Origin of the sequence: Corallococcus caeni, from assembly GCF_036245865.1 — a bacterium.
Lineage (GTDB): Bacteria > Myxococcota > Myxococcia > Myxococcales > Myxococcaceae > Corallococcus > Corallococcus caeni.
The window spans coordinates 1-26,587 of the sequence record NZ_BTTW01000003.1 but is presented as its reverse complement, the minus strand read 5'-3'; the positions used below and the strand labels follow the sequence as shown (position 1 = coordinate 26,587).

26 protein-coding genes and 1 riboswitch are annotated in these 26,587 nt (G+C 69.0%); of the genes, 13 read left to right on the top strand and 13 right to left on the bottom strand.

Annotation, left to right across the window (positions count from 1 at the left end; all coding sequences use genetic code 11):
- Positions 1-59: 59 nt before the first annotated feature.
- Entirely contained in the window at positions 60-1,166 is a 1,107-nt protein-coding gene (locus AABA78_RS14415) for a hypothetical protein (protein WP_338263637.1), read from the top strand.
- A gap of 57 nt (positions 1,167-1,223) precedes the next feature.
- On the opposite strand, the gene AABA78_RS14410 is transcribed toward AABA78_RS14415, so the two are convergent.
- From AABA78_RS14410 to hisG, 10 genes are all read right to left on the bottom strand, one after another.
- Positions 1,224-1,667, bottom strand: a complete 444-nt coding sequence (locus AABA78_RS14410; RefSeq protein WP_171412412.1) for a DofB protein — start codon at positions 1,665-1,667, stop codon at positions 1,224-1,226.
- Positions 1,668-1,889: 222 nt separating this feature from the next.
- Complete coding sequence (gene hisIE, locus AABA78_RS14405; RefSeq protein WP_338263636.1) at positions 1,890-2,507, bottom strand: bifunctional phosphoribosyl-AMP cyclohydrolase/phosphoribosyl-ATP diphosphatase HisIE; 618 nt, start codon at positions 2,505-2,507, stop codon at positions 1,890-1,892.
- Entirely contained in the window at positions 2,504-3,286 is a 783-nt protein-coding gene (gene hisN / locus AABA78_RS14400; RefSeq protein ID WP_338263634.1) for a histidinol-phosphatase, read from the bottom strand. Before hisN ends, hisIE begins: the two co-directional genes overlap by 4 nt.
- Complete coding sequence (gene hisF, locus AABA78_RS14395; RefSeq protein WP_338263633.1) at positions 3,283-4,044, bottom strand: imidazole glycerol phosphate synthase subunit HisF; 762 nt, start codon at positions 4,042-4,044, stop codon at positions 3,283-3,285. Before hisF ends, hisN begins: the two co-directional genes overlap by 4 nt.
- Entirely contained in the window at positions 4,044-4,589 is a 546-nt protein-coding gene (locus AABA78_RS14390; RefSeq protein ID WP_120549859.1) for an imidazoleglycerol-phosphate dehydratase, read from the bottom strand. Before AABA78_RS14390 ends, hisF begins: the two co-directional genes overlap by 1 nt.
- Positions 4,586-5,302, bottom strand: coding sequence for a 1-(5-phosphoribosyl)-5-[(5-phosphoribosylamino)methylideneamino]imidazole-4-carboxamide isomerase (locus AABA78_RS14385; protein WP_338263627.1), 717 nt, complete (start codon positions 5,300-5,302; stop codon positions 4,586-4,588). The genes AABA78_RS14390 and AABA78_RS14385 overlap by 4 nt, the downstream gene beginning before the upstream one ends.
- The gene (gene hisH, locus AABA78_RS14380) at positions 5,299-5,892 is read right to left on the bottom strand and encodes an imidazole glycerol phosphate synthase subunit HisH (RefSeq protein ID WP_338263626.1); all 594 of its coding nucleotides are present in this window, start codon (positions 5,890-5,892) and stop codon (positions 5,299-5,301) included. The genes AABA78_RS14385 and hisH overlap by 4 nt, the downstream gene beginning before the upstream one ends.
- The gene (locus AABA78_RS14375; RefSeq protein WP_338263625.1) at positions 5,892-6,935 is read right to left on the bottom strand and encodes a pyridoxal phosphate-dependent aminotransferase; all 1,044 of its coding nucleotides are present in this window, start codon (positions 6,933-6,935) and stop codon (positions 5,892-5,894) included. The genes hisH and AABA78_RS14375 overlap by 1 nt, the downstream gene beginning before the upstream one ends.
- Positions 6,932-8,233: a histidinol dehydrogenase gene (gene hisD, locus AABA78_RS14370; RefSeq protein ID WP_338263623.1), complete on the bottom strand. Its 1,302-nt coding sequence runs from the start codon at positions 8,231-8,233 to the stop codon at positions 6,932-6,934. Before hisD ends, AABA78_RS14375 begins: the two co-directional genes overlap by 4 nt.
- Positions 8,230-9,087 carry an ATP phosphoribosyltransferase gene (hisG, locus tag AABA78_RS14365; RefSeq protein WP_171412403.1) on the bottom strand — a complete coding sequence of 286 codons (858 nt, stop codon included), beginning with the start codon at positions 9,085-9,087 and terminating at the stop codon, positions 8,230-8,232. The genes hisD and hisG overlap by 4 nt, the downstream gene beginning before the upstream one ends.
- Positions 9,088-9,380: 293 nt before the next feature.
- Between hisG and thiO the strand changes: the two genes are divergently transcribed.
- The 3 genes from thiO to moaA all read left to right on the top strand — a co-directional run bounded on the left by thiO (position 9,381) and on the right by moaA (position 12,973).
- A complete protein-coding gene (gene thiO, locus AABA78_RS14360; protein WP_171412402.1) occupies positions 9,381-10,496 on the top strand; it encodes a glycine oxidase ThiO in 1,116 nt (371 codons plus the stop codon).
- 172 nt (positions 10,497-10,668) lie between these two features.
- The gene (locus tag AABA78_RS14355; RefSeq protein WP_171412401.1) at positions 10,669-11,901 is read left to right on the top strand and encodes an HD domain-containing phosphohydrolase; all 1,233 of its coding nucleotides are present in this window, start codon (positions 10,669-10,671) and stop codon (positions 11,899-11,901) included.
- A 67-nt stretch (positions 11,902-11,968) separates the two neighbouring features.
- Positions 11,969-12,973, top strand: coding sequence for a GTP 3',8-cyclase MoaA (moaA, locus tag AABA78_RS14350; RefSeq protein WP_338264289.1), 1,005 nt, complete (start codon positions 11,969-11,971; stop codon positions 12,971-12,973).
- A gap of 3 nt (positions 12,974-12,976) precedes the next feature.
- On the opposite strand, the gene AABA78_RS14345 is transcribed toward moaA, so the two are convergent.
- Positions 12,977-13,387, bottom strand: coding sequence for a DUF4870 domain-containing protein (locus tag AABA78_RS14345; RefSeq protein ID WP_171412400.1), 411 nt, complete (start codon positions 13,385-13,387; stop codon positions 12,977-12,979).
- 131 nt (positions 13,388-13,518) lie between these two features.
- On the bottom strand, positions 13,519-15,390 hold the full coding sequence (thiC, locus tag AABA78_RS14340; protein WP_338263620.1) for a phosphomethylpyrimidine synthase ThiC: 1,872 nt from the start codon (positions 15,388-15,390) through the stop codon (positions 13,519-13,521).
- A gap of 43 nt (positions 15,391-15,433) precedes the next feature.
- Positions 15,434-15,546, bottom strand: a riboswitch (TPP riboswitch).
- A 192-nt stretch (positions 15,547-15,738) separates the two neighbouring features.
- On the opposite strand from thiC, the gene AABA78_RS14335 reads away from it, so the two are divergent.
- The 3 genes from AABA78_RS14335 to AABA78_RS14325 all read left to right on the top strand — a co-directional run bounded on the left by AABA78_RS14335 (position 15,739) and on the right by AABA78_RS14325 (position 17,460).
- Entirely contained in the window at positions 15,739-16,056 is a 318-nt protein-coding gene (locus AABA78_RS14335; RefSeq protein ID WP_338263618.1) for a hypothetical protein, read from the top strand.
- 189 nt (positions 16,057-16,245) lie between these two features.
- The gene (locus AABA78_RS14330) at positions 16,246-16,737 is read left to right on the top strand and encodes a hypothetical protein (RefSeq protein ID WP_338263616.1); all 492 of its coding nucleotides are present in this window, start codon (positions 16,246-16,248) and stop codon (positions 16,735-16,737) included.
- Between the two features lie 225 nt (positions 16,738-16,962).
- Positions 16,963-17,460 carry a hypothetical protein gene (locus AABA78_RS14325; RefSeq protein WP_338263613.1) on the top strand — a complete coding sequence of 166 codons (498 nt, stop codon included), beginning with the start codon at positions 16,963-16,965 and terminating at the stop codon, positions 17,458-17,460.
- 53 nt (positions 17,461-17,513) lie between these two features.
- Here the strand turns inward: AABA78_RS14325 and AABA78_RS14320 are convergent, their stop codons facing one another.
- Positions 17,514-18,698, bottom strand: coding sequence for a hypothetical protein (locus AABA78_RS14320; protein WP_338263612.1), 1,185 nt, complete (start codon positions 18,696-18,698; stop codon positions 17,514-17,516).
- 248 nt (positions 18,699-18,946) lie between these two features.
- Between AABA78_RS14320 and AABA78_RS14315 the strand changes: the two genes are divergently transcribed.
- From AABA78_RS14315 to AABA78_RS14290, 6 genes are all read left to right on the top strand, one after another.
- Positions 18,947-19,603, top strand: coding sequence for a hypothetical protein (locus tag AABA78_RS14315; RefSeq protein WP_338263611.1), 657 nt, complete (start codon positions 18,947-18,949; stop codon positions 19,601-19,603).
- 215 nt (positions 19,604-19,818) lie between these two features.
- Entirely contained in the window at positions 19,819-20,679 is an 861-nt protein-coding gene (locus tag AABA78_RS14310; RefSeq protein ID WP_338263610.1) for a hypothetical protein, read from the top strand.
- Between the two features lie 33 nt (positions 20,680-20,712).
- Positions 20,713-21,576, top strand: coding sequence for a hypothetical protein (locus tag AABA78_RS14305; protein WP_171412394.1), 864 nt, complete (start codon positions 20,713-20,715; stop codon positions 21,574-21,576).
- 15 nt (positions 21,577-21,591) lie between these two features.
- The gene (locus AABA78_RS14300) at positions 21,592-22,812 is read left to right on the top strand and encodes a Kelch repeat-containing protein (protein ID WP_338263608.1); all 1,221 of its coding nucleotides are present in this window, start codon (positions 21,592-21,594) and stop codon (positions 22,810-22,812) included.
- Between the two features lie 616 nt (positions 22,813-23,428).
- Entirely contained in the window at positions 23,429-23,686 is a 258-nt protein-coding gene (locus tag AABA78_RS14295; RefSeq protein ID WP_338263607.1) for a hypothetical protein, read from the top strand.
- 35 nt (positions 23,687-23,721) lie between these two features.
- The coding region (locus AABA78_RS14290) for an RHS repeat domain-containing protein (protein ID WP_338263606.1) at positions 23,722-26,587 on the top strand (2,866 nt) is incomplete at its 3' end.

Sequence of the window (26,587 nt, the reverse complement as noted above, 5' to 3'; positions counted from 1 at the left end):
CCCGGTTGGAATCAAGGAGTTTGCTCGTGCGTCGCTTCCCGCTCCACACGCTTCTCTTGATGCTAGTAGCGCTGCTGGCGTTCGCCCGCCTCTATTACGTGTCGCATCAAACCCCGCCCGCTCCGGCCCCCGGGCAGCCACCGGCCGCGACGCCGGTGAGGCTCACCCCGCCCGACCTGGGCCCCGCCGCGTGCCGGAGCCTGGACGCCGTCCTCGGGGACCTGCTCGCGTCCGACGGAGGCACCTCTGCGGATGCAGGGACCGCCTGGAGCGATGCGCGCCGGCAGCTCGGCGACTGTCCCACCCCTCCCGCCGCCGCCTGCGCGAGGGGCCCTGCCCTGGCCTCCCGCGCGCCCCTCACCGCGAAGGACGGCCTGCCCCGCGAGCTGCTCGCCACCCTCTGTGAGCGCTGTGCGCCGGACGACAATCCCTGCGGCCAGGCCGTGACGCACGCGTTGCAGGAGGCCGCGAACCGGGGGAACCCTGCCCTGCAGGAGGCGCAGTGGAGCCTGGAGCACGCGGGGCCCGCCCTGGGCGCGACCTGCCAGGAGCTCGTGCGCCAGGCCGTGGGGCCCGCGGCCCTGACGGGAGCGACCGTGGAGCCGCCGCTCCTGGCGCTGCTGGAGACGCTGGCTCCCACCTGTGTGAAGACGGGGCAGCTGCCCGCCCCGCTCCTGAACGCGGCGGCGGTGCAGCAGGGCTCGCGAGCACCCCAGCTGGCGACGCTGCACACGCAGGGCGCGGTGGAGACGAAGCCCATCGAACCGGATCACCCGACGGGGCCGGGAGACGCGTTCCGCGCGTTCGACCGGGACGAGCTGTCGGGGGTGAAGCTGCCCCTGGCGAGCAGCGGCACGGGCTCGGGCTCGGACGGCACGCTGCGGCTCGAGTACGCGCCGGTGCTGAAGTACGCGGTGTCCTTCCAGGTGCTCGCCACGGGGCCGGGCTCGCTGCGGGCGCACGTCCGCGCGCCGGAGGGCGTGGGGCGCGCTGGGCCGGGAGGCACGGGGTACTTCGTGGACCCCACCGTCTGCCGCTTCCGCGGCACGGGCAGGTGGGAGATCTGCAAGCCCGCGGTCCCCCTGCTCGACGTGGACGCGCTGAGCGTCCTTCCGGAGCGGCCGGGAGTGGAGCTGAAGGAGCTGGAGATCATCGGCGCCCGGTAGCGCGGGCGCCATCACGCACGCGGCGTCGGAGGGCCTCCGACGTCGCCCGCGTGGGTCTCAGGCGATGAGGCCGCGGTCGCGCGCCTGGCGGAAGATGGACGTCGCGTCCTTCTTCAGGGCGGTGGAGACGTCCTTGACGATGGCGTCCGCCGACTTCGCGACCGACAGGTAGTTGTCGAACGTGCGCGTGAGGATGAGCACGCCCGAGATGATGACGCGCTGGAGGTTGTGCTGCAGGTCCGTGCCCTCGTACACGAGCCAGGACTGCTCACAGTAGCGGCGGCCCTCGGCCACCATCTGGTTCAGGTGCGCGCGCTCGGTCGCATCGGGAACCTTCGCCTTGGGGCTGATGGACGCGATGTACAGCACGTTCTGTCCCAGCCGCTGCGTCGCCTCCTCCATCTGCGCCATGATGGCCTGGACGTCATCCTTCGTCGGCGGGTTGTGCCAGCGCGAGAAGAGGACGCGGTCGATGAGTTCGGATTGGTACGTGGCAGACACGAAGCCTCCGGGATGCGAACGCTGATGACGACGGGGCCGCTTCGTCGGGCACGGCCCGTGTCGCAGACCGGAATCTGTACCAGGATCACAGAAGCACTTGAAGAGTAGCGGACACACGCCTGCACCTTTGGGGTGCCTGTGTGCCAGCCACGCTGTGAGGATGCAGTGCAGTTGGACAACTCCGCCTGGGTCGCAACCGACACGCCGGGGAATCCTGGGATTTCAGGGCACCTTCGGACGTGCGCGCGCGGCGAGGACGGCCTTCACGTCGTCCAGCGTCAGGCCCAGGGGTCGGACCGCGACGAGCACGTGGTAGAGCACGTCGGCGGCCTCCTCGGCGGCCCGGTGCTTGTCCGCGTCCGCGCAGGCGGTGACGAGCTCCGCGGCCTCCTCGCCCAGCTTCTTCAGGCGCAGGTTCCGGTCCTCCAGCAGGCGCCGCGTGTAGCTGGGCTTCGCGCCCTCCGGCAGGGGGCCCGTCGCGCGGGCGGCGAGCGTCGCGTCCAGGTGCGCGAGCGTGTCCCAGCGGCCTTCACCGAAGCAGGTCTCCTCGCCGGTGTGGCACGCGGGGCCGGCCTTCCGCACGCGCGCGAGCACCGCGTCACCGTCGCAATCCGCGGTGAGGGAGACGACCTGCTGGGTGTTCCCGCTGGTGGCGCCCTTGTGCCAGAGGCCGCGCGTGCGGGAGCGGTAGTGCATCTCGCCCGTGGCGAGCGTGCGCTCCAGCGCCTCGCGGTCGGCGTGCGCCACCATCAGGACGTCGCCGGTGCTCGCGTCCTGCGTCACCACCGTCACCAGCCCCTGGCCCTTGTCGAAGTTCAACGTGGAGAGGTCCAGCGTCATGGCCGCACTCCCTTGCCCAGCACCTCGCGCACCTGCTTCGCCAGCGCCGCGTTGGTGGCGATGCCGTCACCGCCGAACGCCGTGCGCGTACCCTTCCAGTCGGTGAACACGCCGCCCGCCTCCTCGATGATGGGTTGCAGCGCCGCCGCGTCCCAGGGGGACAGGGCCTCGTCCACCATGGCCTCCGCGCGGCCGGTGGCGACGAGGAGGTAGCCGTAGCAGTCCCCCCACGTGCGGGAGAGGGACGCCTGCCGGGACAGCTCCCGCCACGCCTGGCCCTTCGCGGGGTTCTGGAGGAAGCGCTCGTCGGTGATGAGCACCACGGATTGCGCCAGCGAGTCCTGCTCCGACACGCGCGCCGCGGAGCCGTTCCAGAAGCAACCCAGGCCCGGAGACGCGACGAGCAGCTCGTTCACGGCCGGGAAGTAGGCCGCGCCCGCGAGGATGTTCTCCCCTTCCGCCACCGCGACCAGCGTGCCCCACAGCGGCACGCCCCGGATGAACGTCTTCGTGCCGTCGATGGGATCCAATATCCAGCGGCGCTTCGCGCCCGGCCGCGACTCGCCGAACTCCTCGCCCAGGATGCCGTCCTCGGGGAAGTGCGCCTCCAGCCACTCGCGGGCGGTCCACTCGGCGGTGCGATCCGCCACGGTCACGGGCGTTCCATCGCTCTTGGTGTCCACGGCGATGCCGCGCCGGAAGAAGTCCAGCGCCACGTCACCGGCCTTGCGCGCCACGTCGGCGGCGGCCTCCATCAAATCTCTCGGGTCCGCGTTCATGTCGTGCTCCGGATGGAGATGCCGTTGTCCTTCAGCAGGGCCTTCAAGGCGCCCACGGTGGTGAGGCCATCGTGGAGGATGCCGGCCACCAGCGCCGCATCCGCCGCGCCAATCGTCAGCGCGTCTCGCACGTGCTCCGCGCGGCCCGCGCCGCCGGAGGCGATGACGGGCACGTCCACGGCCTCCGCCACCGCGCGCGTCAGGTCCAGGTCATAGCCCGTGCGCGCGCCGTCCCGGTCGATGCTGGTGAGCAGCACCTCGCCCGCGCCGCGCCGGACGCACTCCTTCGCCCAGGCCACCGCGTCCAGGTCGGTGGGGCGGCGGCCTCCGTGCGTGTAGACGCGGTAGCGGTCGCCCTCCCGCTTCGCGTCGATGCTGGCCACGACGCACTGGGCGCCGAAGCGCTCCGCGCAGCCGGTGAGCAGTTCGGGCGTGGCCACGGCCGCGGAGTTGATGCTCACCTTGTCCGCGCCGGCCCGCAGCGCGCGCCCCACGTCCTCCACGGTCCGCACGCCGCCGCCCACCGTGAGCGGGATGAAGAGGCGCTCCGCGGTGCGCTGGACCAGGTCCCACAGCGTCTGCCGCTCCTCGGCGCTCGCGGAGATGTCCAGGAACGTCACCTCGTCCGCGCCGGCCTCCTCATAGCGCCGCGCCAGCTCCACCGGGTCGCCCACGTCGCGCAGGCCCTCGAACTGGATGCCCTTCACCACGCGGCCGCCCTTCACGTCCAGGCAGACGATGATCCGTCGGCGGAGCATCACTTCACCTCCAGGGAGACGCTGCCCTTCATGCTGAAGACGACGCCGGAGTCCACCATCGCGTCGCGCAGCGCGAGCCCCAGCGCCTTGAAGGCCGCCTCGGTGAGGTGGTGGCTGTCCTTCCCGCGCAGCACGCGCAGGTGGAGCGTGATGCGCGAGTGTTCGCAGAAGGAGCGCATCCAGTGCTCGTACAGCCGGTTCTTCAGCGGGCCCCGGTAGTAGAAGCGCCCGCCCGCGTCCAGGCACGCCTGCACCAGCGCGTCGTCCATGGGCAGGGTGCGCTCGCCGTAGCGCGCCGCCGTGGCGGGGATGACGCGCTGGACGGCGGTGCCCAGGGTGATGGCCACGTCCTCCATCAGGTGGTGGCGCAGGTCGCCGCGCGCGCGCAGGGTCAGGTCCAGCCCCGCGTAGCGCGCGAAGGTGGCGAGCATGTGGTCGAAGAACTTGAGGCCCGTGTCCACCCGGGCCACGCCCGTGCCGCGCGCCAGCTCCACCGTGACCTGCGTCTCCTTCGTTTCCCGGACGACCGTCGTGACCGTGCTCATTCCGTGAACTCCCGCGCGACCGCGCGCGCATCCAGCCGTCCTGTGTAAAGCGCCATGCCCACCACAGCCCCGTGCGCGCCCACCTTCGCCAGCGCGCGCAGGTCCTCCAACGTCGTCACGCCGCCGGAGGCAAGGATCCGGTGCCGGCTCGAACGGGCCACCTCCTCCATCAGCGGCAGGTCCACGCCGCCCAGCTGCCCCTCCTTGTGCACCGCCGTGACGAGCAACCCGCCCAGCGGCAGGGGCTCCAGCGCGGACAGCACGTCGCGGATGTCGCGCGCGCTGCCGGCCGTCCAGCCGCGCGTCACGACCTCGCGGCCCTTCACGTCCGCGGCGACCACCACGCGGCCCGGGAAGCGCTCCGAGACCTCGGTGAGCCAGGCGAGATCCTCGATGGCGCGGGTCCCCACGACGACCGAGGACGCCCCGCCCGCGAGCACCGCCTCCACCCGCCAGGCCTCGCGCACACCGCCGCCCACCGAAAAGGTAAGGCCCGGGGCATACGACACCAGCCGCGCCACCACATCCGCGTTGGAGCCCTTGCCCAGCGCCGCGTCCAGGTCCACGACATGGAACGTGCGGAAGCCCAGCGAGAGCCACTGCTTCAAGGCATCCAGCGGATCATTCACGCGCACGCGCTCCGCCTCGTAGGAGCCTCCCACGAGCTGCACGCACGCGCCTTCCCGCAGGTCGATGGCCGGGATGGCGATCACGAGGCCACCTCCTGGAGGAACGCCTGCACGAAGCGCACGCCCGCGTCGGAGGACTTCTCCGGGTGGAACTGCACGCCCAGCACGTTGCCGCGCCGCACGGAGGCGGGGAACCGGTCGCCTTCGTGGGTCGTCCAGCCCACCACCTCGCGCGGCTCCACGGCACGGCACACGAAGCTGTGCGCGTAGTACACGGTGGACAGCCGCGCGGACTTAAGCGCCCGGTCCTCCTCCACGTCGTTCCAGCCGATCTGGGGGACATGCCGCGCGGCCAGCCGCGTCACCCGGCCCGGGAAGTAGCCGAGTCCCTGCCCTGCCCCCTCGTCGCTCTCCTCGAAGAGCAGCTGCATGCCCAGGCAGATGCCCAGGCACGGCAGGCCCGCGTCCAGGGCCTTGCGCATCGCCTCGCGTCCCGGAGCCAGCCGCGCCGCCGCGGAACCAAATGCCCCCACGCCGGGCAGCACCAGGACGTCCGTATCCAGCGCGCGCGACGGCTCCTCCTGCACGCGCACCTCCGCGCCTGGCGTGGTGGCCAGCGCCTTGATCAGCGAGTGCAGGTTGCCCGCGCCGTAGTCGAACAGGGTCACTCGCATCACAGCACCTCCTTGAGCGCCTTCAGCGCTGAAGCCATCAGGGGCCAGGGACCGCAGCCGATGCGCAGCGCATCGCCCACGCCCGTGAGCCCTTCGAACACCCGCACGTTCACGTTGCGCTCCCGCAGCGCTTCGCCCACCCGCCGCGCTTCCGGCACGGGGACGAGGAGGAAGTTGCCCTCCGAGGGCAGCGGCTCCAGGCCCAGCGCCCTCAAGCCGCCGCGCAGCCGTTCGCGGTTCTCCACGGCCTCCGCCGCGCAGGCCTCCATCCAGGGGACGTCCTCCGTGAGCGCGGACACCGCCACGGCCTCGCCCAGCGTCGTGTGCTTGTAGGGCCCCCGGGCCTTCTCCACCTCCGCGACCAGCGACGGCGCGCCCACGCCCCAGCCCACCCGCAGGCCCGCGAGCCCGAACGCCTTGGACATCGTGCGCGTCACCAGGACGTTGGGCCGCGTCCGCGCCAGGTCGAGGAAGTCTCCGCCCCGCGTGAACTCCACATAGGCCTGGTCGATGAGCACCACGCCCCGCGCCTGATCCACCAGCCGCTCCAGCGCCGCGCGGGAGGCCACGGTGCCAGTGGGGTTGTTCGGCGTGCACACGTAGATGAGCTTCGCCCCCGTGGCGAGCAGGCCCTCCACGTCCAGGTCCAGGTCCGAACCCGCCCGCAGCGGCACGGGCACCGGCTTGAGCGCGCTCAGCCGGGCGAACATGGGCACCATCACGAACGTGGGGTCCGGAAAGGCCACCACGTCTCCGGGCTCCAGGAAGGCCCGCAGCGCGCAGTCGATGACGTCGTCCGAGCCGCAGCCCGTCGTCACGTTCTCCACCGCGACGCCCGCGTACCGCGCCACGGCGCGCTTCAGGTCCGGCGCATAGCCGCCGGGATAGCGGGAGAGCTTCAGGAGGCCCTCTTCCCGCAGCACGCGATCCGCCGACGGGGGCGCTCCGAAGAGGTTGGTGTTGTCGCTCAGGTCCACCCGGCACGGCTTCTTCGCCGGCGAGTACAGCGGGATGTCCCGGTACGTGTCGCGGAACGGAATCATGGCGCCCTCCAGGCCCGCGCCGCGGCCGCGTGGGCGAAGAGGCCCTCGCTGTCCGCCAGCGTCCCCACGTCGTCAGCCATCGCCGCCGCTGCTTCCGGCGTCACGCGTTGCCACGTGGTCCAGCGGTAGAAGTCCAGCACGCTCAGCCCCGAGTACGCCCGGGCCAGGCCCGCGGTGGGCAGCACGTGGTTCGCGCCCGTGAGGTAGTCGCCGAAGGCCACCGACGCGCGCTGTCCCACGAACACCGTGCCTGCGTTGCGAACGCGTGCCAGGTCCTCCGAGGGCTTCGACGTCGCGAGCAGCAGGTGTTCCGGCGCGAAGTCCGCGACGAAGGGCCACGCCTCCTCCAGCGAGTCGATGCGCAACACCGCGCCCCGGCTGCCCAGCGCCGCAAGGACGATGTCCCCGCGCCGCGCGACGCGGGCCTGCTGCTCCACTGCGTCCCGCACCGCCTGCGCCAGCGAAGCGCCCACCACCAGCGCCACGCAGCAGGCCTCGGGGTCGTGCTCCGCCTGGGCCAACAGCTCGCGCGCCACGGCCTCCGGTTGGGCGCTCGCGTCGGCGACCACGAGGATCTCGCTCGGGCCCGCGGGAGCGTCGATGGCGACGGCGTCCACCACCTGGAGCTTCGCCGCCGCCACGTAGGCATTGCCCGGTCCGACGATGCGGTCCACCCGGGGAACGCTCCGCGTGCCATAGGCCAGCGCGGCCACCGCACCCGCGCCGCCCAACGCGAAGACCCGGTCCGCGCCCGCCAATGCCGCCGCCGCGAGCACGCCCGCGCTCGGCAGACCGTCCGGTCCTGGCGGAGAACAGACGATGACCTCGCCCACGCCCGCCACCTTCGCGGGGACCACGCCCATGAGCACGCTGCTGGGGTACACCGCCCGGCCGCCGGGGGCGTACACGCCGACCCGGCTCAGCGGATCCGGCCGGCGGCCCACGACCACGCCGCGCTCCGTCTCCACCTCGGTGGCCTGGGGCCGCTGCGCCGCGTGGGCCCGGGCGATGTTGCGCGCCGCGCGGGTCAGCGCCTCGCGCACCCCGGACGGAATCGACTCCAGCGCCACGTCCCACCGTGCGCGTGGAACCTCCAGGGCCTGCAACTCCACGCGGTCGAACTCGCGAGCGAAGTCGAAGAGGGCCCGGTCGCCTTCCGCGCGCACACGGGCGATGATCGCCTGGACGCGGGAAGCCACCTGGGCGTCCGACTCTCCCGTGCGCGCCAGCAGCTTCCGCCGCGCTTCGGGATCCAGTGCGGACAGGGCACCCTGATACTTGAGGACCGGAGCGCTCATGCCATCAACCTCTCGATGCGCGTGACGAGGATGCCCTGCCCGCCCAGCGCCTTCAGCGCGTTGACCGTGCGGTAGAGCGTCTTCGACGAGACCACCGCGTGCACCGCGACGAAGTGGCCCCCGTTCATCACGTCCACCACCGTGGGGCCGTTGAGGCCGGGCAGCACCTCGCGCACCTGCTCCAGCGACGACTTCGGGACGTTGGCCATCAGGTAGCGCCGCCCGCGCGCCGCCAGCACGGACCCCAGCGCCTGCGTCAGCTCCTCCAGCGCGCGCCGGGCCTCCGCGCCGTTGCCCGGATACGCCACCAGCCGGGCGCTGGACTCCAGCACGGTGGACACCTCCCGCAGGCCGTTCATCTTCAGCGTGGAGCCCGTGGACGTGAGGTCCACCACGATGTCCGCGATGCCCAGGTGCGGGGCGATCTCCGCCGCGCCGCTCACCGGCACCACCGTCACCTTCTGTCCACGCTGCTGGAAGAAGGCCTGCGTCAGTCGAGGGAAGCACGAGGCCACCCGCATCCCGTCCTTCACGTCCTCCACGCGGGTGATGCCGCTCTCGTCGCGCGCGGCCACCACCAGCCGGCAGCGGCCGAACTCCAGGTCCATCAGCGGCTCCAGCTCGCGCCCGGCCTCGTTCACCAGGTCCCAGCCGGTGACGCCCGCCTGCGCGGCGCCGTCCGCGACGAACTCCGGGATGTCCTGGGCGCGGACGAAGATGGCCTCGAACTCGCCGCCCAGGGACGCGGTGAGGGCCCGCTCTCCCCGGGCGCGCACCTCCAGGCCCGCGTCGTTGAACAGCTCGCGCACTTCCTCGGACAGACGTCCTTTGTTGGGCAGGGCAATCTTCAACATGGTCGGGCTCGGGGGACTGCGGTCGTGGAAACGAAAAAAGGCCCGTCCTGGGGGGACGGGCCTTCGATCACTGCGGCATCTGCCGGAAGTGGGTGCGTTCTAGTGCGTCACCCAGGCATGCGCGCGGCGAACGGTCCCGTCATGGGCCGGCCGATGATGCGCATGGTGGTGATGCAGGGACGTGGAAAGCACGGCCCTAGGGTTAACGACTGGAGGCCCCAACGTCAAGTCACCCCAGGTCATCGCCTGTCTTGACGCTTGCAAACCCGTGCTCGCTTGAGCACAAGCGGCGCATGGCAACCTCCGACGTCCTCGTGGTGGGCGGTGGCGTGATGGGCTGCGGCATCGCGCTGAGACTCCGTCAGGCCGGTGTGCGCGTGACGGTGCTGGAGCGCTCCATCCCCGGCGCCGAGGCCTCCAGCGCCGCGGGCGGCATCCTCGCGCCGCAGTGGGAGGCCGACGGACCGGGCCCCTTCTTCGAGCTCTGCCTGCGAAGCCGCGCCCTCTACGGGAGCTTCGCCACCGAGCTGCGTGAACTCTCCGGCGTGGACATCGCGTACCGGCCGTGCGGCCTGCTGCGCGTCGCGTTCGACGAAGCGGACCTCCACCATGTGGAGTCCACCGTGGGCTGGCAGCACGGCATGGGGCTGCGCGCCCAGCTGCTCGACGGCAAGGCCGCGCGCGAGCTGGAGCCGCACCTGTCCCCCACCGCCGTGGGCGCCGCGCACTTCCCGGATGATCACCAGGTGGACAACCGGCTCCTCGTGCGCGCGCTCACCATGGCCGCCGCGCGCGTGGGTGCTGTGTTCAAGAGCGGCTACGTGCGCGGCGTGGTGCACGAGCACGGCCGCGCGGTGGGCGTGGACCTGGACGGCGAGGTGCTGCGCGCGGACGCCGTGGTGCTGGCGGCGGGCTCGTGGTCGTCCCTGGTCCAGGGTGCGGGCGTGTCGGCGCAGGCGGTGCGCCCGGCGCGAGGACAGATGGTGCAGCTGCAGACGCGGCTGCCGCTCCTGGAGCGCGTGGTGACGTCCGCGAAGGGCTACCTGGTGCCGCGCGCGGACGGGCGGATCATCGCCGGGAGCACCATGGAGCACGTGGGCTTCGACAAGCAGGTGACCGCGGCGGGCCTGGCGCGGATCCTCGACATGGCGCTGGAGCTCTGCCCGGACCTGGGCAGCGCGCCCGTGGTGGAGACGTGGGCCGGCTTCCGTCCCTGGACCCAGGACGCGCTGCCCTACATCGGAGAAGGGCCCACGCCCGGCCTGTTCCTCGCCACGGGCCACTTCCGCAACGGCATCCTCCTCACCCCCATCACCGCCAAGCTCGTCGCCCAGGCCGTGCTGGGAGAGAAGCCCTCGGTGGATCTCTCCCCGTTCCGCTACGACCGGGGGACAATGGCGCGCGGCTGACGCAGGGCGCCTGCCCGCCCTACTCCCGGAGGCGGGGAATGCGCCGGGAACCCGGGACGTTCACCCCGGCGCCAGGGCTCGCACCCCACCCTGGATGGCAGGGAGGCGAGGGGGTGATGATTTCTCGCACTCGTTCGCCTTTAATCCCTGGAAACCTCTAGAATCTTCCACCGTGGAAGCCATCCCCCCCGCACCGCCCAGAATCCTGATCGTCGACGACGACGACTCCGTCCGCGACGTCATCTCCGTGCTCCTCCGTGAGGAGGGCTACAACTGCGTCGTGGCCAACGGCGCCGAGATGGCGCTCGACGTCGCGGGTGAAGAAGAGACGCCGCTCGTCATCAGCGACATGAAGATGCCGGGCCGCGACGGGCTGTGGCTCCTGGAGAACCTGCGCGAGCGGCTGCCGGACACGTCCGTCATCATGCTCACCGGCTACGGCGACACCGAGTCCGCCGTGGACTGTCTGCGCCGGGGCGCGGTGGACTACCTGCTCAAGCCACCCAAGCTCACCGACCTGATCCGGGCCATCGAGCGTGCGCTCGCCAAGCGGCGCATCGAGATGGCGCGCAAGCGCTACCAGAAGAAGCTCGAGGGCAAGGTGCGCGACCGCACCGCCGAGCTGCGCAGCGCGCTGCACAACATCGCCAACACGTACCAGAACACGCTGCTGGCGCTGGTGGCGGCCCTGGACGCGCGCGAGCACGAGACGAGCGACCACTCCCAGCGCGTGGTCAGCTACACGAGCGCCATCGCCAGCCGCATGGGCATCCGCGGCAAGGAGATGGAGGAGATCGGCCGCGGGGCGCTCCTGCACGACATCGGGAAGATCGGCGTGCCGGACGCGGTGCTGCTCAAGCCCGGCAAGCTCACCCCCGACGAGTGGCTGGAGATGCGGCGTCATCCGGAAATCGGTTTCCAGATGATCCAGAACATCCCCTTCCTCTCCACCCCGGCGGACATCGTCCTGTCGCACCAGGAGCGCTACGACGGCGCGGGCTACCCCCGCAACCTCCAGCGCAATGAGATCCACATCGGCGCGCGCATCTTCGCGGTGGCGGACACGCTGGACGCGATGACGAGCGACCGGCCGTACCGCAAGGGCACGACGTTCGCCAACGCCATCCAGGAGATCAAGCGCTGCGCCAACACGCAGTTCGACCCGGACGTGGTGAAGGCGTTCCTGGACATCGGCGAGGAGGGGCTCATCCACATCAAGAAGCAGATGGCGGAGAAGAAGCTCAACCCGATGCAGGCCGCCGCGGACGCCGCCGAGGCGGAGTCCGAGCTGGCGCGGCTCACCGACCTGGACGACGAGCCGGACTCTCCGCCGGTGGGCAGCACGGCCACGCCAATTGGGGCGCCGCCCGTCGTCATCCGCTCCGCGTCCGGCACCGAGGGCTGAGCCTGCCCGCGGGAAGCGGTGTCTTTCCCCGGCAGGGTTGCTATCCATGAAGGCGGAAGGCCCCGTGATGACCGCCCCCCTGCCCGCTCCGAATCCGCTCGCCCCGCCGCTCTGTGACGCGCAGGGGCGGCGCATGACCTACTTGCGGCTGAGCATCACGGACCGCTGCAACTTCCGCTGCACCTACTGCTCGCCCGCGTCGTGGGGCGGGAAGAAGGACCTGCTGAACGCGGGCGAATTCGAGCGCATCGTCTCCGTCTTCGCGCGCATGGGCATCCGCCGCGTGCGCCTGACGGGCGGCGAGCCGCTTGCCCGGCCGGACATCCTGGAAATTGCCCGGGGCATCGCCGCGGTGGCCGGCGTGGAGCACCTGGCCATCACCACCAACGCCAGCCGCCTGGAGTCCCTGGCCGTGCCGCTGCGCGACGCGGGCGTCACCCAGCTCAACCTGAGCCTGGACACGCTGTCCGCGGACGTGTTCCGGCGCATCTCCAAGCAGGGCGACTTCGCGGCGGTGCTGCGCGGCATCGACGCGGCGGCGGGCACGGGCTTCCAGTCGCTGAAGCTCAACGTCGTGGTCATGCGCGGCGTCAACGACGCGGAGGTGCCGGAGCTGGTGTCCTACGCGCACGCGCGCGGCATCACCCCGCGCTTCATCGAGTTGATGCCCTTTGGCCAGGGCACGCCGGTGCCCACGGCGGAGCTGCTGGAGCGCCTGACGGCCGCGGGCCGCGTCCTCACCGAGGAGCCGCAGGAGAACGCCGCGTCCCCCACGTCCGGCCCGGCGCGCTACTGGCGCACGGAGGGTGGGCGCGTGGGGTTCATCTCCCCGCTGACGCAGAACTTCTGCGGCGGCTGCAACCGGGTGCGGGTGGCGTCCAACGGCGACCTGCGCAGCTGCCTGGGCGGCCGGGCGCAGGCGCCGCTGCATCAGCTCATCCGGGGCGGCGCGACGGACGAGGAGCTGGCCGTGGCCGTGCGCCGCGCGCTGGGGGAGAAGCCGGAGGGGCACCGCTTCACGGAGGCCGGAAACGGCGCCACGCTCCTGCCCATGATGGGCATTGGCGGCTGACGGCTACTTCACCAGCCGCAGGTTCACGGGGTAGCGGTACAGCTGGCCCTCGTTCGCCTTGATGCCGCCGATGACGCTGAACACCAGCGACGCCAGCGCGACGACGGGCACCAGGATGAAGCCCACGCCCACGCACATCAGGATGCCGGAGACGAACATCGCGATGAGCGTGGTGATCTGGAAGTTGAGCGACTCCACCGCGTTGCCGCGGACGAAGGACGACTCCTTGCCCTTGGTCAGCATCAGGAACAGGGGCACCGCCCAGCCCAGGAAGCCCGCGCCCACCACCAGGCCGGCGATGGCGCCCAGATGGGACAACATCCCCATCGTCTTCTCATCCTGGGTCGCCGTGGGCGAGCCGGTGATGAACGAGCCGAACTGCTGATCCTCACGCTGCTGGGGGTCCATGTCCATGAGAGCCCTTCCGGTAAGTCTGGGGGGCGCGACGGGTGCGCCCGGATGGGCGCAACATGGCATGCCGTGTCGGTGCCTGTCATCCAGTGGACAGGGGCCGCCCCAGGGGGCCCCCGTCCGCCGGCCGGCTCTCAGCGGTACAGCTCGTGGCCGGCCTTCTTGAATTCCTCGCTCTTGTCCTTCATCCCCTGCTCCAGCGCCTGGGTCTCGTTGACGCCGACCTTGTCCGCGTAGTCGCGCACGTCCTGGGTGATCTTCATGGAGCAGAAGTGCGGCCCGCACATGGAGCAGAAGTGCGCGACCTTGGCGCCCTCCGCGGGGAGCGTCTCGTCATGGAACGCGCGGGCGCGCTCGGGATCCAGGGATAGGTTGAACTGATCCTCCCAGCGGAACTCGAAGCGCGCCTTGGACAGGGCGTTGTCGCGGGCCTGCGCGCCCGGGTGGCCCTTGGCGAGGTCCGCGGCGTGGGCGGCGATCTTGTACGTGATGACGCCTTCCTTCACGTCGTCGCGGTCGGGCAGGCCCAGGTGTTCCTTGGGCGTCACGTAGCAGAGCATCGCCGTGCCGAACCAGCCGATCATCGCTGCGCCAATGCCGCTGGTGAAGTGGTCGTAGCCCGGCGCGATGTCCGTGGTGAGGGGCCCCAGCGTGTAGAACGGCGCCTCGTGGCACACGGCGAGCTGCTTCGTCATGTTCTCCTGGATGAGGTGCATGGGGACGTGGCCAGGGCCTTCGATCATCACCTGCACGTCGTGCTTCCAGGCCACCTTGGTCAGCTCGCCCAGCGTCTCCAGCTCGCCGAACTGCGCGGCGTCGTTGGCGTCGGCGATGGAGCCGGGGCGCAGACCGTCACCCAGGCTGAAGCTGACGTCATACGCCTTCATGATTTCGCAGATCTCCTCGAAGTGCGTGTAGAGGAAGTTCTCCTGGTGGTGGGCGAGGCACCACTTGGCGAGGATGGAGCCGCCGCGGCTGACGATGCCGGTGAGGCGCTTCGCGGTGAGTGGGACGTACTGGAGGCGCACGCCGGCGTGGATGGTGAAGTAGTCCACGCCCTGCTCGGCCTGTTCGATGAGGGTGTCGCGGAAGATGGCCCAGGTGAGCTCCTCCGCCTTGCCGCCCACCTTCTCCAGCGCCTGGTAGATGGGCACGGTGCCGATGGGCACGGGCGCGTTGCGGAGGATCCACTCGCGCGTCTCGTGGATGTTGCGGCCGGTGGACAGGTCCATGACGGTGTCCGCGCCCCAGCGGATGGACCAGACCATCTTCTCCACTTCCTCCTCGATGGAGGACGTGACGGCGGAGTTGCCGATGTTGGCGTTGATCTTCACCAGGAAGTTGCGGCCGATGATCATCGGCTCCACCTCCGGGTGGTTGATGTTGGCCGGGATGATGGCGCGGCCGCGGGCGATCTCGTCGCGCACGAACTCCGGGGTAATCACACGCGGAATGGAGGCGCCCCAGGAGTGGCCGGGGTGCTGGGCGGCGAGTGAAGCGTCGAGCTTCTGGTTCTCGCGCACGGCGACGTATTCCATCTCCGGCGTGATGATGCCCTTGCGGGCGTAGTGCATCTGGCTGACGTTGGCGCCGGCCTTCGCCACGCGGGGCTTGCGGATGTGGCTGAAGCGCAGGCCATTGAGGCGCGGGTCGGCTTCGCGGGCGCGGCCGTACTCGGAGGTGATGCCGGACAGCTCGTCGGTGTCGTTGCGGGCGCGGATCCAGTTCTCACGGACGGCGGGCAGGCCCCGGCGCAGGTCGATGTCGGCGGCGGTGTCGGTGTAGGGGCCGCTGGAGTCGTAGACGTAGACGGGAGGATTGGCGGTTTCCGGGCCGGCGTGGCCGTGGTGACGCGTGGGCGTCTGGGCGATTTCGCGCAGGGGGACGCGGAGGTCGGGGTGCAGGGACCCGGGCGCGTAGACCTTGCGCGAGGCGGGAAGCGGGCCGCGGCTGATCCCCTCCAGCACCTTCCCATCGACCTTCAGGCTCTTGGACGCTCCACTCATCGGACGGCTCCTCGTGAGAACGGACGGGAGACGGGACGGGCCAGGAGCACCCACACCGCTTCCCTCCGCCGGTACTAACCGGTTCAGGTTCAAAGGGATCGAACGCGGCCACGCGTCCGTCTCAGCCCCCTTCCGGAGGCACCCCTAGCGACTGCGGAGCGGTGTAGCGCAGGGGGAAGCGGGCTTCAACCCGGGCGGCCTTGAGCCTGCGGACAGTGGACGCACGGTGGCCCTGCGGGGAGGGGCGCACCACTCCCGGAACTTTCTGAATCAGGGCTTGTCGAAAGAGACCGCGAGGACGCCTCTTCGTCTTCGCCTCTTCAAGCGCAATGACCCGGAGGTTCGCGGATGAAGCGCATTCTCTTGGGATTTTTCATCGGCTGGATCGCCTCCTTGTCCCAAGAGACGCTTGAGGAGGACTCAGACCCTCCACGTGAAATCCCCGGCGGCAACTGCTTCTGGTCCGTCAAGGAAGGTGGAGCGGAATGCGTGGTGACGACTGGCATTGAGGCTCGCACACGCATTGATGGGACGCCCGATGGCATCCATGGTGTCGAGGGCTATGGAGAGAAGAAGTGGAAGTGCGGCGAAAAGCGGACGGTCTGCGGAACCACGGTTGAATGCACCTGCCCCTTCCCAGTCACCGCTCCTGACGGCGGATCGTGACAGGGCCGTATCAGGTGAGCGCGTCGCGGAATGCAGCTCCAGGTGGGCGGGCGGAGGCCCGTCATCCGAATCCTCCTCCTGGCTCAGGAGGCCCGGGTAAAAAGGCCCCCATCCCAACAAGGATCGCATGTGCCAGCCTCGATGCTCGCCCCGGGGCACAATGGACCAGAAACCCCTAAACCAGCCAACATGAAATTCATCATCCCCCTAATTCTTGTCCTCACTGGATGCGCACACAAGTCTGGGCTCAGACTCAACGAACATGGCCTCGGCCCCTCCGATGCTGACTTCATTGAACTGATGTTCAAGGAGGTCAAATACGATGGCACCACCCTGGATGGTCAGATTGAGCTCCACGCCCTGGATGACATAGAGATTCCAAACATCTTAAACTGGAGAACACTCATCCTCGACAGGGCCTGGACTTGCGACACTTTTGACGATGTCGATTTGTCGGAGGTGGATTACGCCGCGAGTCCCGACACCTGGCAGGCAGTCCTGAGACTCAGGAAAGGGGACTTCTACGGCCGACACATGAAATTCTATGTCTCCCCACAGGCCCCCGACTGCATCCGCTTTGAAGTTCTTTATGCCCCGGACGGCCAGTTTCGTGGCCATCACACAACGAAGGTCAAAGGCATGGCGAAGCGGGAGCCTCCTTCCCAGCCCACGTCGCCGTGACCGAACGGTGGAGGGCTCTGGCGACTTTGCTTCGTGCCTGCTGAGGACGGGTGGCCAGGGCGCGGCGCAGCACCTTCTCCGCCCATTCGAGCTCTTCCTGCGACAGGTCCATTCCCAGCAGTTCGCTGCCCTTGTCGTGCTCGATGACGATGCCCCGGCCCCGTGACACCTTCGTCCGCGCGTCGCGCACGTCGATATCCTGGATTCGCGAGGAATTAGGCCAGCATGAAGAAAACTATTTTTCCCATTTTAGCGCTACTCGGCGGCTGCTCTCACTCGTCGCTTCTCGAACTCAATAAGTACGGACTTGGCCCAGCCGACACTGCGCTGATCGATTTGAGCTTCAGGGACGTCAAATACGATGGTTCCGTTCTGGAGGGACGAATCGAGTTGTATGCAATGGAGGATGTAGACGTCCCGAACATCCTAGGATGGAAAACACTCATCCTTGACAGAGCGTGGACCTGCGACACGCACGACGACATTGCATTGGCTCATGTTGACTACGCTGCAAACCCAGATGATCGACAGGACGTCCTGCGACTCAGGATGGGTGACATCTACGCGGGCCACATGACCTTCCCAGTATCGCTTGCGAAGGTGGGAGGGCCCAACTGTCTCCGTTACGAAATCGTATACGCGCCAGACGGGCAGTTTCACGGCAGCCTCGCCATCAAAGTTGCTGGCACGGCCACGCGAGAGTCAGCCGCCCCACGCCCGTGACAATCTCGACTGACACCGAGCCTGGTTGATTGGACGGAAGGCGAGGCAGTCGGTCACTCTCGACTGTCTCCCCCTTCCTGGCGATGCCCTCCAGTGCGCAGTGGGCAGGATCTCGAAGCTGTCACGGCTTTGGGTGAAGAGGCGGGACTCGCCCGGGTCGCCAGGGCGCGGCGCAGCACGGCCCCCGCCCATTCGAGTTCCTCCTGCGACAGGTCCAGGCCGAGCAGCTCGCTGCCATGGTCGTGCTCGATGACGATGCCCCGGCCCCGGGAGACTTTTGTCCTTGCGTCGCGCACGTCGATGTCCTGGATGCGCGAGGCCGGCAGTCTCATGACCTTCCGGCCCCGCCAGGGGCCGTAGCGCGTCAGCTCGATGCCCCGCGAGGAGGCGCTGATGGACCAGCGGCTGGTGGCTTCCCTCGCGACCCACCACCAGAAGACGGCGCCACAGACAACGAAGAGCGTGCTCGCGATAATGGGCACCTGCGACGCAGCGGACTGCATTCCGAACATCTGTCGCCACTGCTTCAACAGGATGAGCGGTGCGCCCACCGCAATGACGACGGCGAAGGCCGCCTGCGCCGCGTATTCAGGCCGCCATCCGCAGGCTGGCAGCTCCAGCGTCAGCCCCCGCGCGTCCTGCTTGAACTGGATGCCACTGCCATACGGCAGGTCCGGGAGACGATCCTCCGTGAGCGGCGCATCCTCCAGGCGTGCGGTCACGGAACGGCTCTGCCCACCCTCCACGCTCAGACCCATCCCTAGGAACCGGGCGACGGCCTGGGCAAGGCTCAGCGCCTCGTCCCGGTCGTCGCTGTGGGACAGGACGAGCGCGCCGGAAGGTCCCATCAGCGACACGACATAGACCTTCGCGATGAAGAGCCCCTCCGTGGACCCATTGTCGCGCATGTAGAGGGCCACCGACGTGAACAACTCCAGAGGCTGCGGCTTCGCCCCCAGGGCTTCCCGGACACCGGTGCGGCGCCACACGGTCCGGGCCTCCTGATCCAAGACCACCTTCCACCGGGACGTCAGATGGTGGAGGGACACGGCCCCCATGGCCATCATCAGGAGCCAGATGCGCACATCACCGAAGAAGCCCGTCGCGTAGGCAATGGCCGGGAAGGCCACCACGACCAGCGCCGCACCACGCGCCAGCCAGCCGTCAATGGGGCCGACCTTGTGCTGGATGTTCAGGAAGGGGCCGGAGATGGACCAGTCGTGAGTGCCACAACGCATCCGCCCTACGTTAAAGCCCCTGTGCCAGGGACGAAAGGCACCGGTCCCGACGCCCAAGCGCGTCCGGGTTACAATAGGCGTGCCCTTCCTCTGGCCCAAGGCACATATTGCTGACAAGAACGACTGTGTCCCTTCTTTGCGTCGCGCTGATAGGCGCCGGATGTGCCTCCACCGGGCCTGGCGCAATGTCATCCCCTGTTGACAGACAGGAGGTACCGCTCCTCGTCTATTGGACTTCGAGCGTCTTCTTGTTTGACCAGTCTCCGAACGTCGCCATCTATCCATCGGGCGATGTCATCTACAAACAACGGATGGGCATGGAGAAACCTCCCAGGTTTTATCGCGCTCGCCTGACGCAGGCGCAGCGAGACGACCTCAAGCATCGCCTGAAGGCGCTCGGTTCCTTGAAACCTTCCTACTTTGTTGCCAGTGGAGCTTGTGTTCCGGATGAGACCATCCAGTGGCGCGATGAACAGGGGACCCTGAGACAGGTGGAGGTGTCCGGCGTCATCGAACCCAAGTTGGCAGCGATAGACAGGACGAGGACCCCGCCCGCCTTCCTCGCGGTCTACGATCAAGTGGTGGAGTTCCAATCCGCGAACGCGGTCCCCTACGAACCAGAGCGTACTCGAGTCATCTTCGCACCCGTTCGAGGACCCATGGCGGATCCCATTCCCTGGCCCCAGTCCTGGGCCACGCCTGTTTCATCTGGCGAGGACGAATACCTGCACGCGGACCTGTCAGGCCTCCGATTCGATGAGATCTACAACTGGATCCAGACCCGCCATGATCGTGGCCAGGACGTCACCTCCGATGGCAAGGGCTACTACAACTTCATCGAGGCCCTCTTTCCGGGTGACCCTTCGCAACTGCCTTCGCCCGAACCGGTGTTCCCCGAAGAGTAGAAGCAGTGCTTGCCGGGCAACGTGAACAACACCGCCTGTCGCTCTGGAAGCAACATCTGGGATGAGCCAGCCCCTCGCCTCCCTCTGGGGAGCCACGTTGGTACGACTGTTGAAATGAGTCACTCCATCCACGGGTCGCGGCGGTAACGGCGCGTCGTGGCAGGGGGAGCCCTTTGGTGGGCACTTCCTTCACTTCTGTGAATGGAGGCAGGACCATGCAGCGCAACAAATGGCGAGTCTTCTCGCGCACGGGCACCATTGTCGTGACCCTGGGGCTGTTGTCCGGCTCCGTGGCGATCGCTCAGGACAAGCCCACTTCGGAAAAGCCGTCGGACATTCCTCCCAGCCGCGTCATCGAGGGCCGGGTCCTGCACGCGCCTCCGAAGCTGGATGCGGCGGATGCTCGCAAGAGCGTCAATGCCTTCATCACCTGGGCTGGTGAGTCCATCGTGGAGGAGCAGAACGACGCGCGCCGCGCGCTCGCCTCCGCCGCGAAGAGCCCGGACCTCATCAAGGCCTTCACCGAGGAGATCCTCGCGGCCCAGGAGTCCGGTGACACCAGCCGCGCGCTCGTCGGCCTGGGCCTGCTCGGCGAGATGCGGACCTACGACGGCACGAAGTTCCTCGTGGAGTTCGTCCGCAAGCCCCTGCCCACCAAGGGCACCGTCATCGAAGGCGAGCTCCAGGAAGAGGCCCAGCAGGCGCGCCTGCAGGCCAAGGCCATCGCGGGCGTCGCGTACCTGCGTGACCCGGAGTTCGACCGCGAGGTGGCGTACCAGGCCGGCAACCACCCCTCCGTCATCGTCCGTGCGGAGGCCATCAGCGCCTTCCTGTGGAACCGCGGGGACACGCTGGAGGCTCGCAAGGAGCTGGAGCCGTTCGTCCGCAAGGAGGAGCGCCTGTTCCTGGACCGCGTCCGGCGCGTCAGCGGTGAAGGCGCGGAGGCGTTCAACCGCAAGCTGACCGCCTACCTGAAGGCCCACCCCGAAGTGCAGGCGCCGAACCCCGAGCCGAAGGATCCGCGCCCGCCCGAGGAGAAGCCCAACACCTTCGACGTGACCCCTCCGAAGTTCTGACCTTCCCTCACGACCTGAGGAGCGAGAACGCCCATGAATCTCAAGCAAGGCATTGCCCTGATGTCGTCCGTCCTGGCCTTTGGCCTGGCCACCGAGGCCGGCGCCGTCTGCACCCAGACGGCCGCGAGCAACGCGGACCGGGCCCTGTGGAACACCCACGGCTGCTGGCAGGACTTCTTCCTCTGGCAGTACCAGGCCTACGGCCTGCGCTCCGGGGACTGGAGCAACCGCGGCTGGAATGACGCCTGCAACGTCAACCTGGAGTTCCCCAAGCACTGGAACGCGTCCTACCTGCTGACGTACGGCATGGCGGATAACGGGGCCCAGTCCTTCCACGGCACCGTGGACTACCGGGCGACGGCGGAGGCGCGCAGCAGCAAGTTCCACGACAGCCTGTATCACAGCATCACGGACCGCACGGACGTCTTCGGGACGTTCACCCCGCGGTTCTGGCCGTGGGACACGGACCGCGTGGAGACGGCCTGCCCGCTCTACAACCCCACCGTCAGCAACTCCAACCCGGGCTCCCGCGCGGGTGACTACATGCACGAGGGCTGGCACGCGTACTTCGACAAGTACAACTTCAACAATGGCAACACCGGCGGCCACCGACCCGGCCCGCAGGGCGCCTGCACCATCAACGGGTGCGACTACTTCTACTTCCATGGCATCGGCGCGTATGCCTTTGGCGCCATGTGGGAGAACAATGGCACCGCCAGCCGGTTCCACTCGCCCAACCAGGTGCAGGTGGAGTTCCTCTGCGACGTGGCGGACCAGTCGCAGTGGTGGATCCCGCTGAGCGTGCGGCAGACTGCCGCCGCCGATGCCAACGGCCGCGCCGCGTCTCGCTTCATCAACGGCCCGGGCTACACCTGCGGCAGCCCGCGTCCCTGGTAGCAGGAGGAATCCCCGATGGCGCATTCGAAGCGTGACGCGGTGAAGCCGTTTCGGATGCGCCTGGGTTCAGGCCTGTTCCTCCTCACCCTGGTCTGCTGCTCGAGTCCGCAGAAGGCCGGGGTGGAGGAACAGGGCACCTGGGAGCTCTTGCCCACGGGCGCGGGCCCTGGCGCGGGGCTCCAGGTGGCGACGGTGTTCGACGGCCAGGACGTCCTGCTCTGGGGCGGACTGGGCGGCTGCACCGTCAACGGGGTCTGCGCAGATGGGGCCCGGTTCGACGTGGCGTCGCGGACCTGGACGCCCCTGTCGTCCCAGGGGGCTCCCGCCGCGCGCACGCTGCACACGGCGGTGTGGACCGGCCAGCGGATGGTCGTCTGGGGCGGCGTGGGGTGCGGTGAGCGGCCCCAGACGCCTTGCGGCGATGGGGCGGCCTACTCCCCGTCCACCGACTCCTGGAGCGCGCTTTCGGCCCAAGGCGCGCCCTCCGCTCGCGGCTGGCACTCGGCGGCATGGACGGGGCGGTGGATGCTGGTGTGGGGCGGCGAGGAGCCCCAGCAGGCCCGCGTGCTGGGCGATGGGGCCCGGTACGACGTGGAGGCCGGCGCCTGGACGCCCATGTCCGGTGCCGGTGCTCCCGTGGCCCGCCGCTACCACTCCGCGGTGTGGACGGGGCAGGCGCTGATTGTCTGGGGCGGCAGCGGTGGCGCCTCCGTGGACGTGGCGCTGAGCGATGGCGCGGCGTACTCCCCCGCGACGGACTCCTGGCGTCCGCTGTCTTCCGAGGGCGCCCCCCAGGCCCGTTGGGCACACACGGCGGTGTGGACTGGGACGAAGATGATCGTCTGGGGCGGGCTGGGTTGTGGCAGCGATTGGCAGGACTCGCCGCGCTACTGCGAAGGGGGCGCCGCATATGACCCGGTGCTCGATACCTGGTCGCCCCTGTCCGACAAGGACGCGCCCTCCCCGCGCACCGGCCATTCCGCGGTGTGGACCGGGACGAAGATGATCGTCTGGGGTGGCGCCTCGTCGAAGTGTGGCTCCGGTGGCGCATGCTCGGACGGCGCGGCCTACGACCCCGCCACGAATACGTGGACCCCGCTGCGCACCCAGGGCGCTCCTCCCGCGCGGTCGGGGCACTCAGGCGTGTGGACGGGGGACGCCCTCTTCATCTGGGGAGGAATGGGCGGCGGCGGCTCGGAGGTCGCCCTGTCGGATGGCGCCCTGTTCGTGCCGTAAGCACGTGGTGAGCCATCATCGAGCTTTTCCAGAGTGCCTCCCCCACGCTTGAACCCAGACGTCCGGGAAAGGCCGCGAGGACTGCCCGGCCTTGAACTCGAGCACAGGCCCATCCTTCTCCGTTCCACCTGCCTGGGCCACCAGCACAGCGGCACCGCTGTCCTCCACGGTGGAGGCGGCTCGGCGGCCACGGGGGGCGGCACACACCAAAGCAAGGGCCTGAGGAAGGAAGGCTTCGACCCGGACGGACGCTGCCTTGGGCTCAGTCAACGGCAGACAGCCTGCTGAAATGATCCGACGGATGCGCTGGATCCGGGGTCAATTCAGACGTCATGACTCCGGCTCAGGCGTCATCCCAGACGGCCTGCACTGCGCGGAACTTTTCATGCACTCCAGAACGTCAGCTTGACAACGTCTGACGGGATCAGGTTTAGGGCTTCGGGAATAGGAGAAGTCCGACATGAAGGTGTGCGTTGGGGGAAGTCGTTTCTGGGGGATTCTGGCCCTGCTGTCGCTGGCAGGGTGTAGCGAAAGCGGGACCTCTCGCGAGAGCGCATCGGCGGCTTCGCCCCCGGTATTGACCGAGCACCGGCCCCAGGGGAGTGGGACGGGGCGTATGGCCTTGGGAGAGGATTGCACCCAGGGCTCGCACTCGGATTGCACCTCCGGGCTGTGCCTGCACGCCGCACCGGGCGGCGCCGCCCGCGCGGAAGCGGGCTATTTCTGCAGCCGCACCTGCCAGAAGCCCACGGACTGCCCCACCGACTGGCGTTGCCAGCAACTGCTGCCCACCACCCCGGAGCGCCTGTGCGTGCCGCCTTCCTCATGGAAGGCCGCTGCCGCTGCTCCTCGGGCTCCCGAAACCAACCGCTGACACCCACCTGGATTCTCTCAGGGACTCCTCAACTCATGTCATCTTTCTTCAAGCCTCTGGCCTTGCTGGCCACGCTCCTGGTGTGTCTGCCCGGCGTCGGCCTTGCCCAGGACTCGTGCGTCAACAACCTCATCACCCATTGCGAGGATGGCAAGCAGGTGCAGTGCACCTGTGACGGTTCCATCCGCTGCAATGACTACACGGATTGCTCCGACGACCCGTTCTGCAACCCCATCAACCCCAGTCCGTCCGAGCCCAATCACGGCTCCAGTTGCTGCCGCAGCACCTGGGCTTGCGCCGCACCGCCCCAGCCCTGTGAGGACGGCCTCTGCAGGTGCGGCCCCGAAGGCGAGCGCCTGCCGACGGCGGGAGACCCCGTCAACGCCGCCACGGGTGAGAGCATCCTCGTGGAGACCGACGTGCAGCTGGGCAGCGCCACCGGCGCCCTGACGCTGCGCCGCTTCTACACGTCCGACCCCGCCGCCTGGTCCTACACCGGCAACGTCGTCGGCAACATCACCAAGCCCTTCGGTGGCAGCCTCGCCAGCCAGCCCTCTCTCAACTGGTCGCACGAGTACTTCAGCTTCGTGCACCTGACGTCCTCCCGCTGGACGGTCGTCCGGGGCAATGGCTCGCAGTCCCACTTCACCCCCTGCACCGGCACCCCCTGCACGGCCACCGCCTCCACCAACTCCAGCAGCAAGCGCGAGCGTCTGCAGAAGACGGCCACGGGCTTCACGCTGGTGGAAGTCGGCGGCCGCAAGTTCGTCTTCGAGGCCAAGCACCTGGAGTCCGTCGGCGGCCAGACGCGCTACTTCCTCAGCCGCATCGTCTCGCCCAAGGACGTCACCCTGGCCACCCTGGCCTATGCAGCCCCCTCGGGCCTGACGTGCCAGGCCGGCGCGACGGGCAGCACCGCGGGCGTCCCCTACCTGGCCTCCGTCACCGGCTCCTCCGGTGCCATGGACTTCCAGTACGTCTCCCTCCCCCTGCCCTACCCCTACGGCGGCACGCACTGCGTGCTTCGCAGCGTCACGCGCCGGGGTGAGTCCTCTCCCGCCGTCACCTACGCCTACCAGCAGGAGGGCAGCACCGAAATCACCGGGCAGATTGTCTCCGCCACCACCCCCAGCACCGTGCGCACGTACACCTTCACCAACAGCGCGCTGCAGGTCTCCACTGGCAGCATGCTCGTCATGACGCACACCTACTCGCTGGACTGGCAGGGGCGGTCCACCGGCAAGGTGTCGGCTGTGACAGGCGCCGGAGAGCAGCTGGCGCTGGGCACCTCGCAGAGCACCACCTGCCAGCCCGGCAGCAACTGCTGCGGCGTCGCCCCCAGCAAGCGCGACATCACCAACAGCAACGCCGGCCGCGGTGACGGCACCAGCGGCTCCGCGGGCCTCACGCAGTCCTTCGAGACGCTCACCAACGCCAGCCAGGCCACCGGCCCCCGCCTCTACCGGACGGTGGATTCCTGCACCGTCGCGGGCGCGTGCAGCCCCGGCAACGAGCGCAACGAGTGGGAGTGCGCCACCAGCACTTCTCCCGGCTTCCTCAAGGCCAAGAAGGACAAGCGCGACTTCTGGGAGGTCTACGCCTACGCCTCCCCGGCGGTGGGCACCGGCATGCCGGCCTCGCTGCTGGAGAAGACGAGCGTCAAGCGCGGCGCCCAGGACATGACGGGCACCGGCGCGCTGGAAGAAGAAACCTTCAGCTACACCTATGGCCCCAACGGGGAGCAGTTGCTGGCCTCCTCGGAGAAGGCCAGCGTGCTGGGTGCAGCCGGACAGAAGGCTCGCACCTTCAACCGCTACGACTCCTCTGGCCGCCTCTCGGCCACCCTCCGCTCTGGCTGGACGCGCGTCTTCGACGCGGGCACGGGCACCTGGAGCAGCCAGCAGCGCTGGGTGGGCACCTTCTACTTCACCACCCGCACGGGCGAGAGCACCGCGGACGCGCTGGGCCGAACCCTGGAAGTGCATGGCCCCTGCTTCGTCTCCAGCGAGGCCGCCACGGATTGCGCCTCCGGCACTCCCTTCCCGGTGACGCGCAACTACTACTGGGCGGACACGGAGACGACGCCCCGCCGCAACCAGTTGCAGAAGGTGGCCCAATACCCGGCCGGCCTCACCAGCACGCCCATCGAGACGCTCTACAACGCCTATGACGCTGGCGGGCACGTCACCGAGCAGGTGGATGCCAACGGCGTCACCCTCCTCTCCACCTACCAGGGCAACCAACTGCTGACGCAGACCGTGCGGGTCACGGGCCAGCCGGACGTGGTGACCAGCTACGGTTACGACTCCGCGGGGAACAAGACCTATGTGCAGCTGCCGGAGGGCAACTACGAGGTTTCCTGCTACCGCCAAGGTTCCACCTCCGGTTGCACCGGCGGCACTCTCACCGACAAGCTCCAGTGGAAGGCGAAGTCCTCCACCGCGACCGCCGCCAGCTGGTCCGAGAAGGTGACGTACACCTACTGGCCGGATGGCACGGTGAACGAGGAGCGCTACCTCGACGCCTCGGGCAACACGCGCAAGCTGCTCTCCTACGCCGCCGATGCCCACCGCCGTCCCACCTGGACGAAGACGGGTTCTGGCACGGGCAGCTTCACGTCCGCGAACAGCTACGACGCGACCAACAACCTCACGGGGGTAGGCAAGCCCTTCAATGCGCCTCCGGCATGGTGCGCGGTGGGCACGGACGGTCAGCCGACGTCAGCGGCCTGCACCGCCATGCAGTACGACGGCGCCAACCGACTGCTGCGCGTGGACGAGCACCCGACGGGCAGCACCACGACGCGCACGTGCTTCAAGCACGACGCGCACGGCAACGTCATCAGCGTGGACATGGGCCTTGCCGCCACCGCCAACTGCGCGACGGCGACGCCTTCCGCCA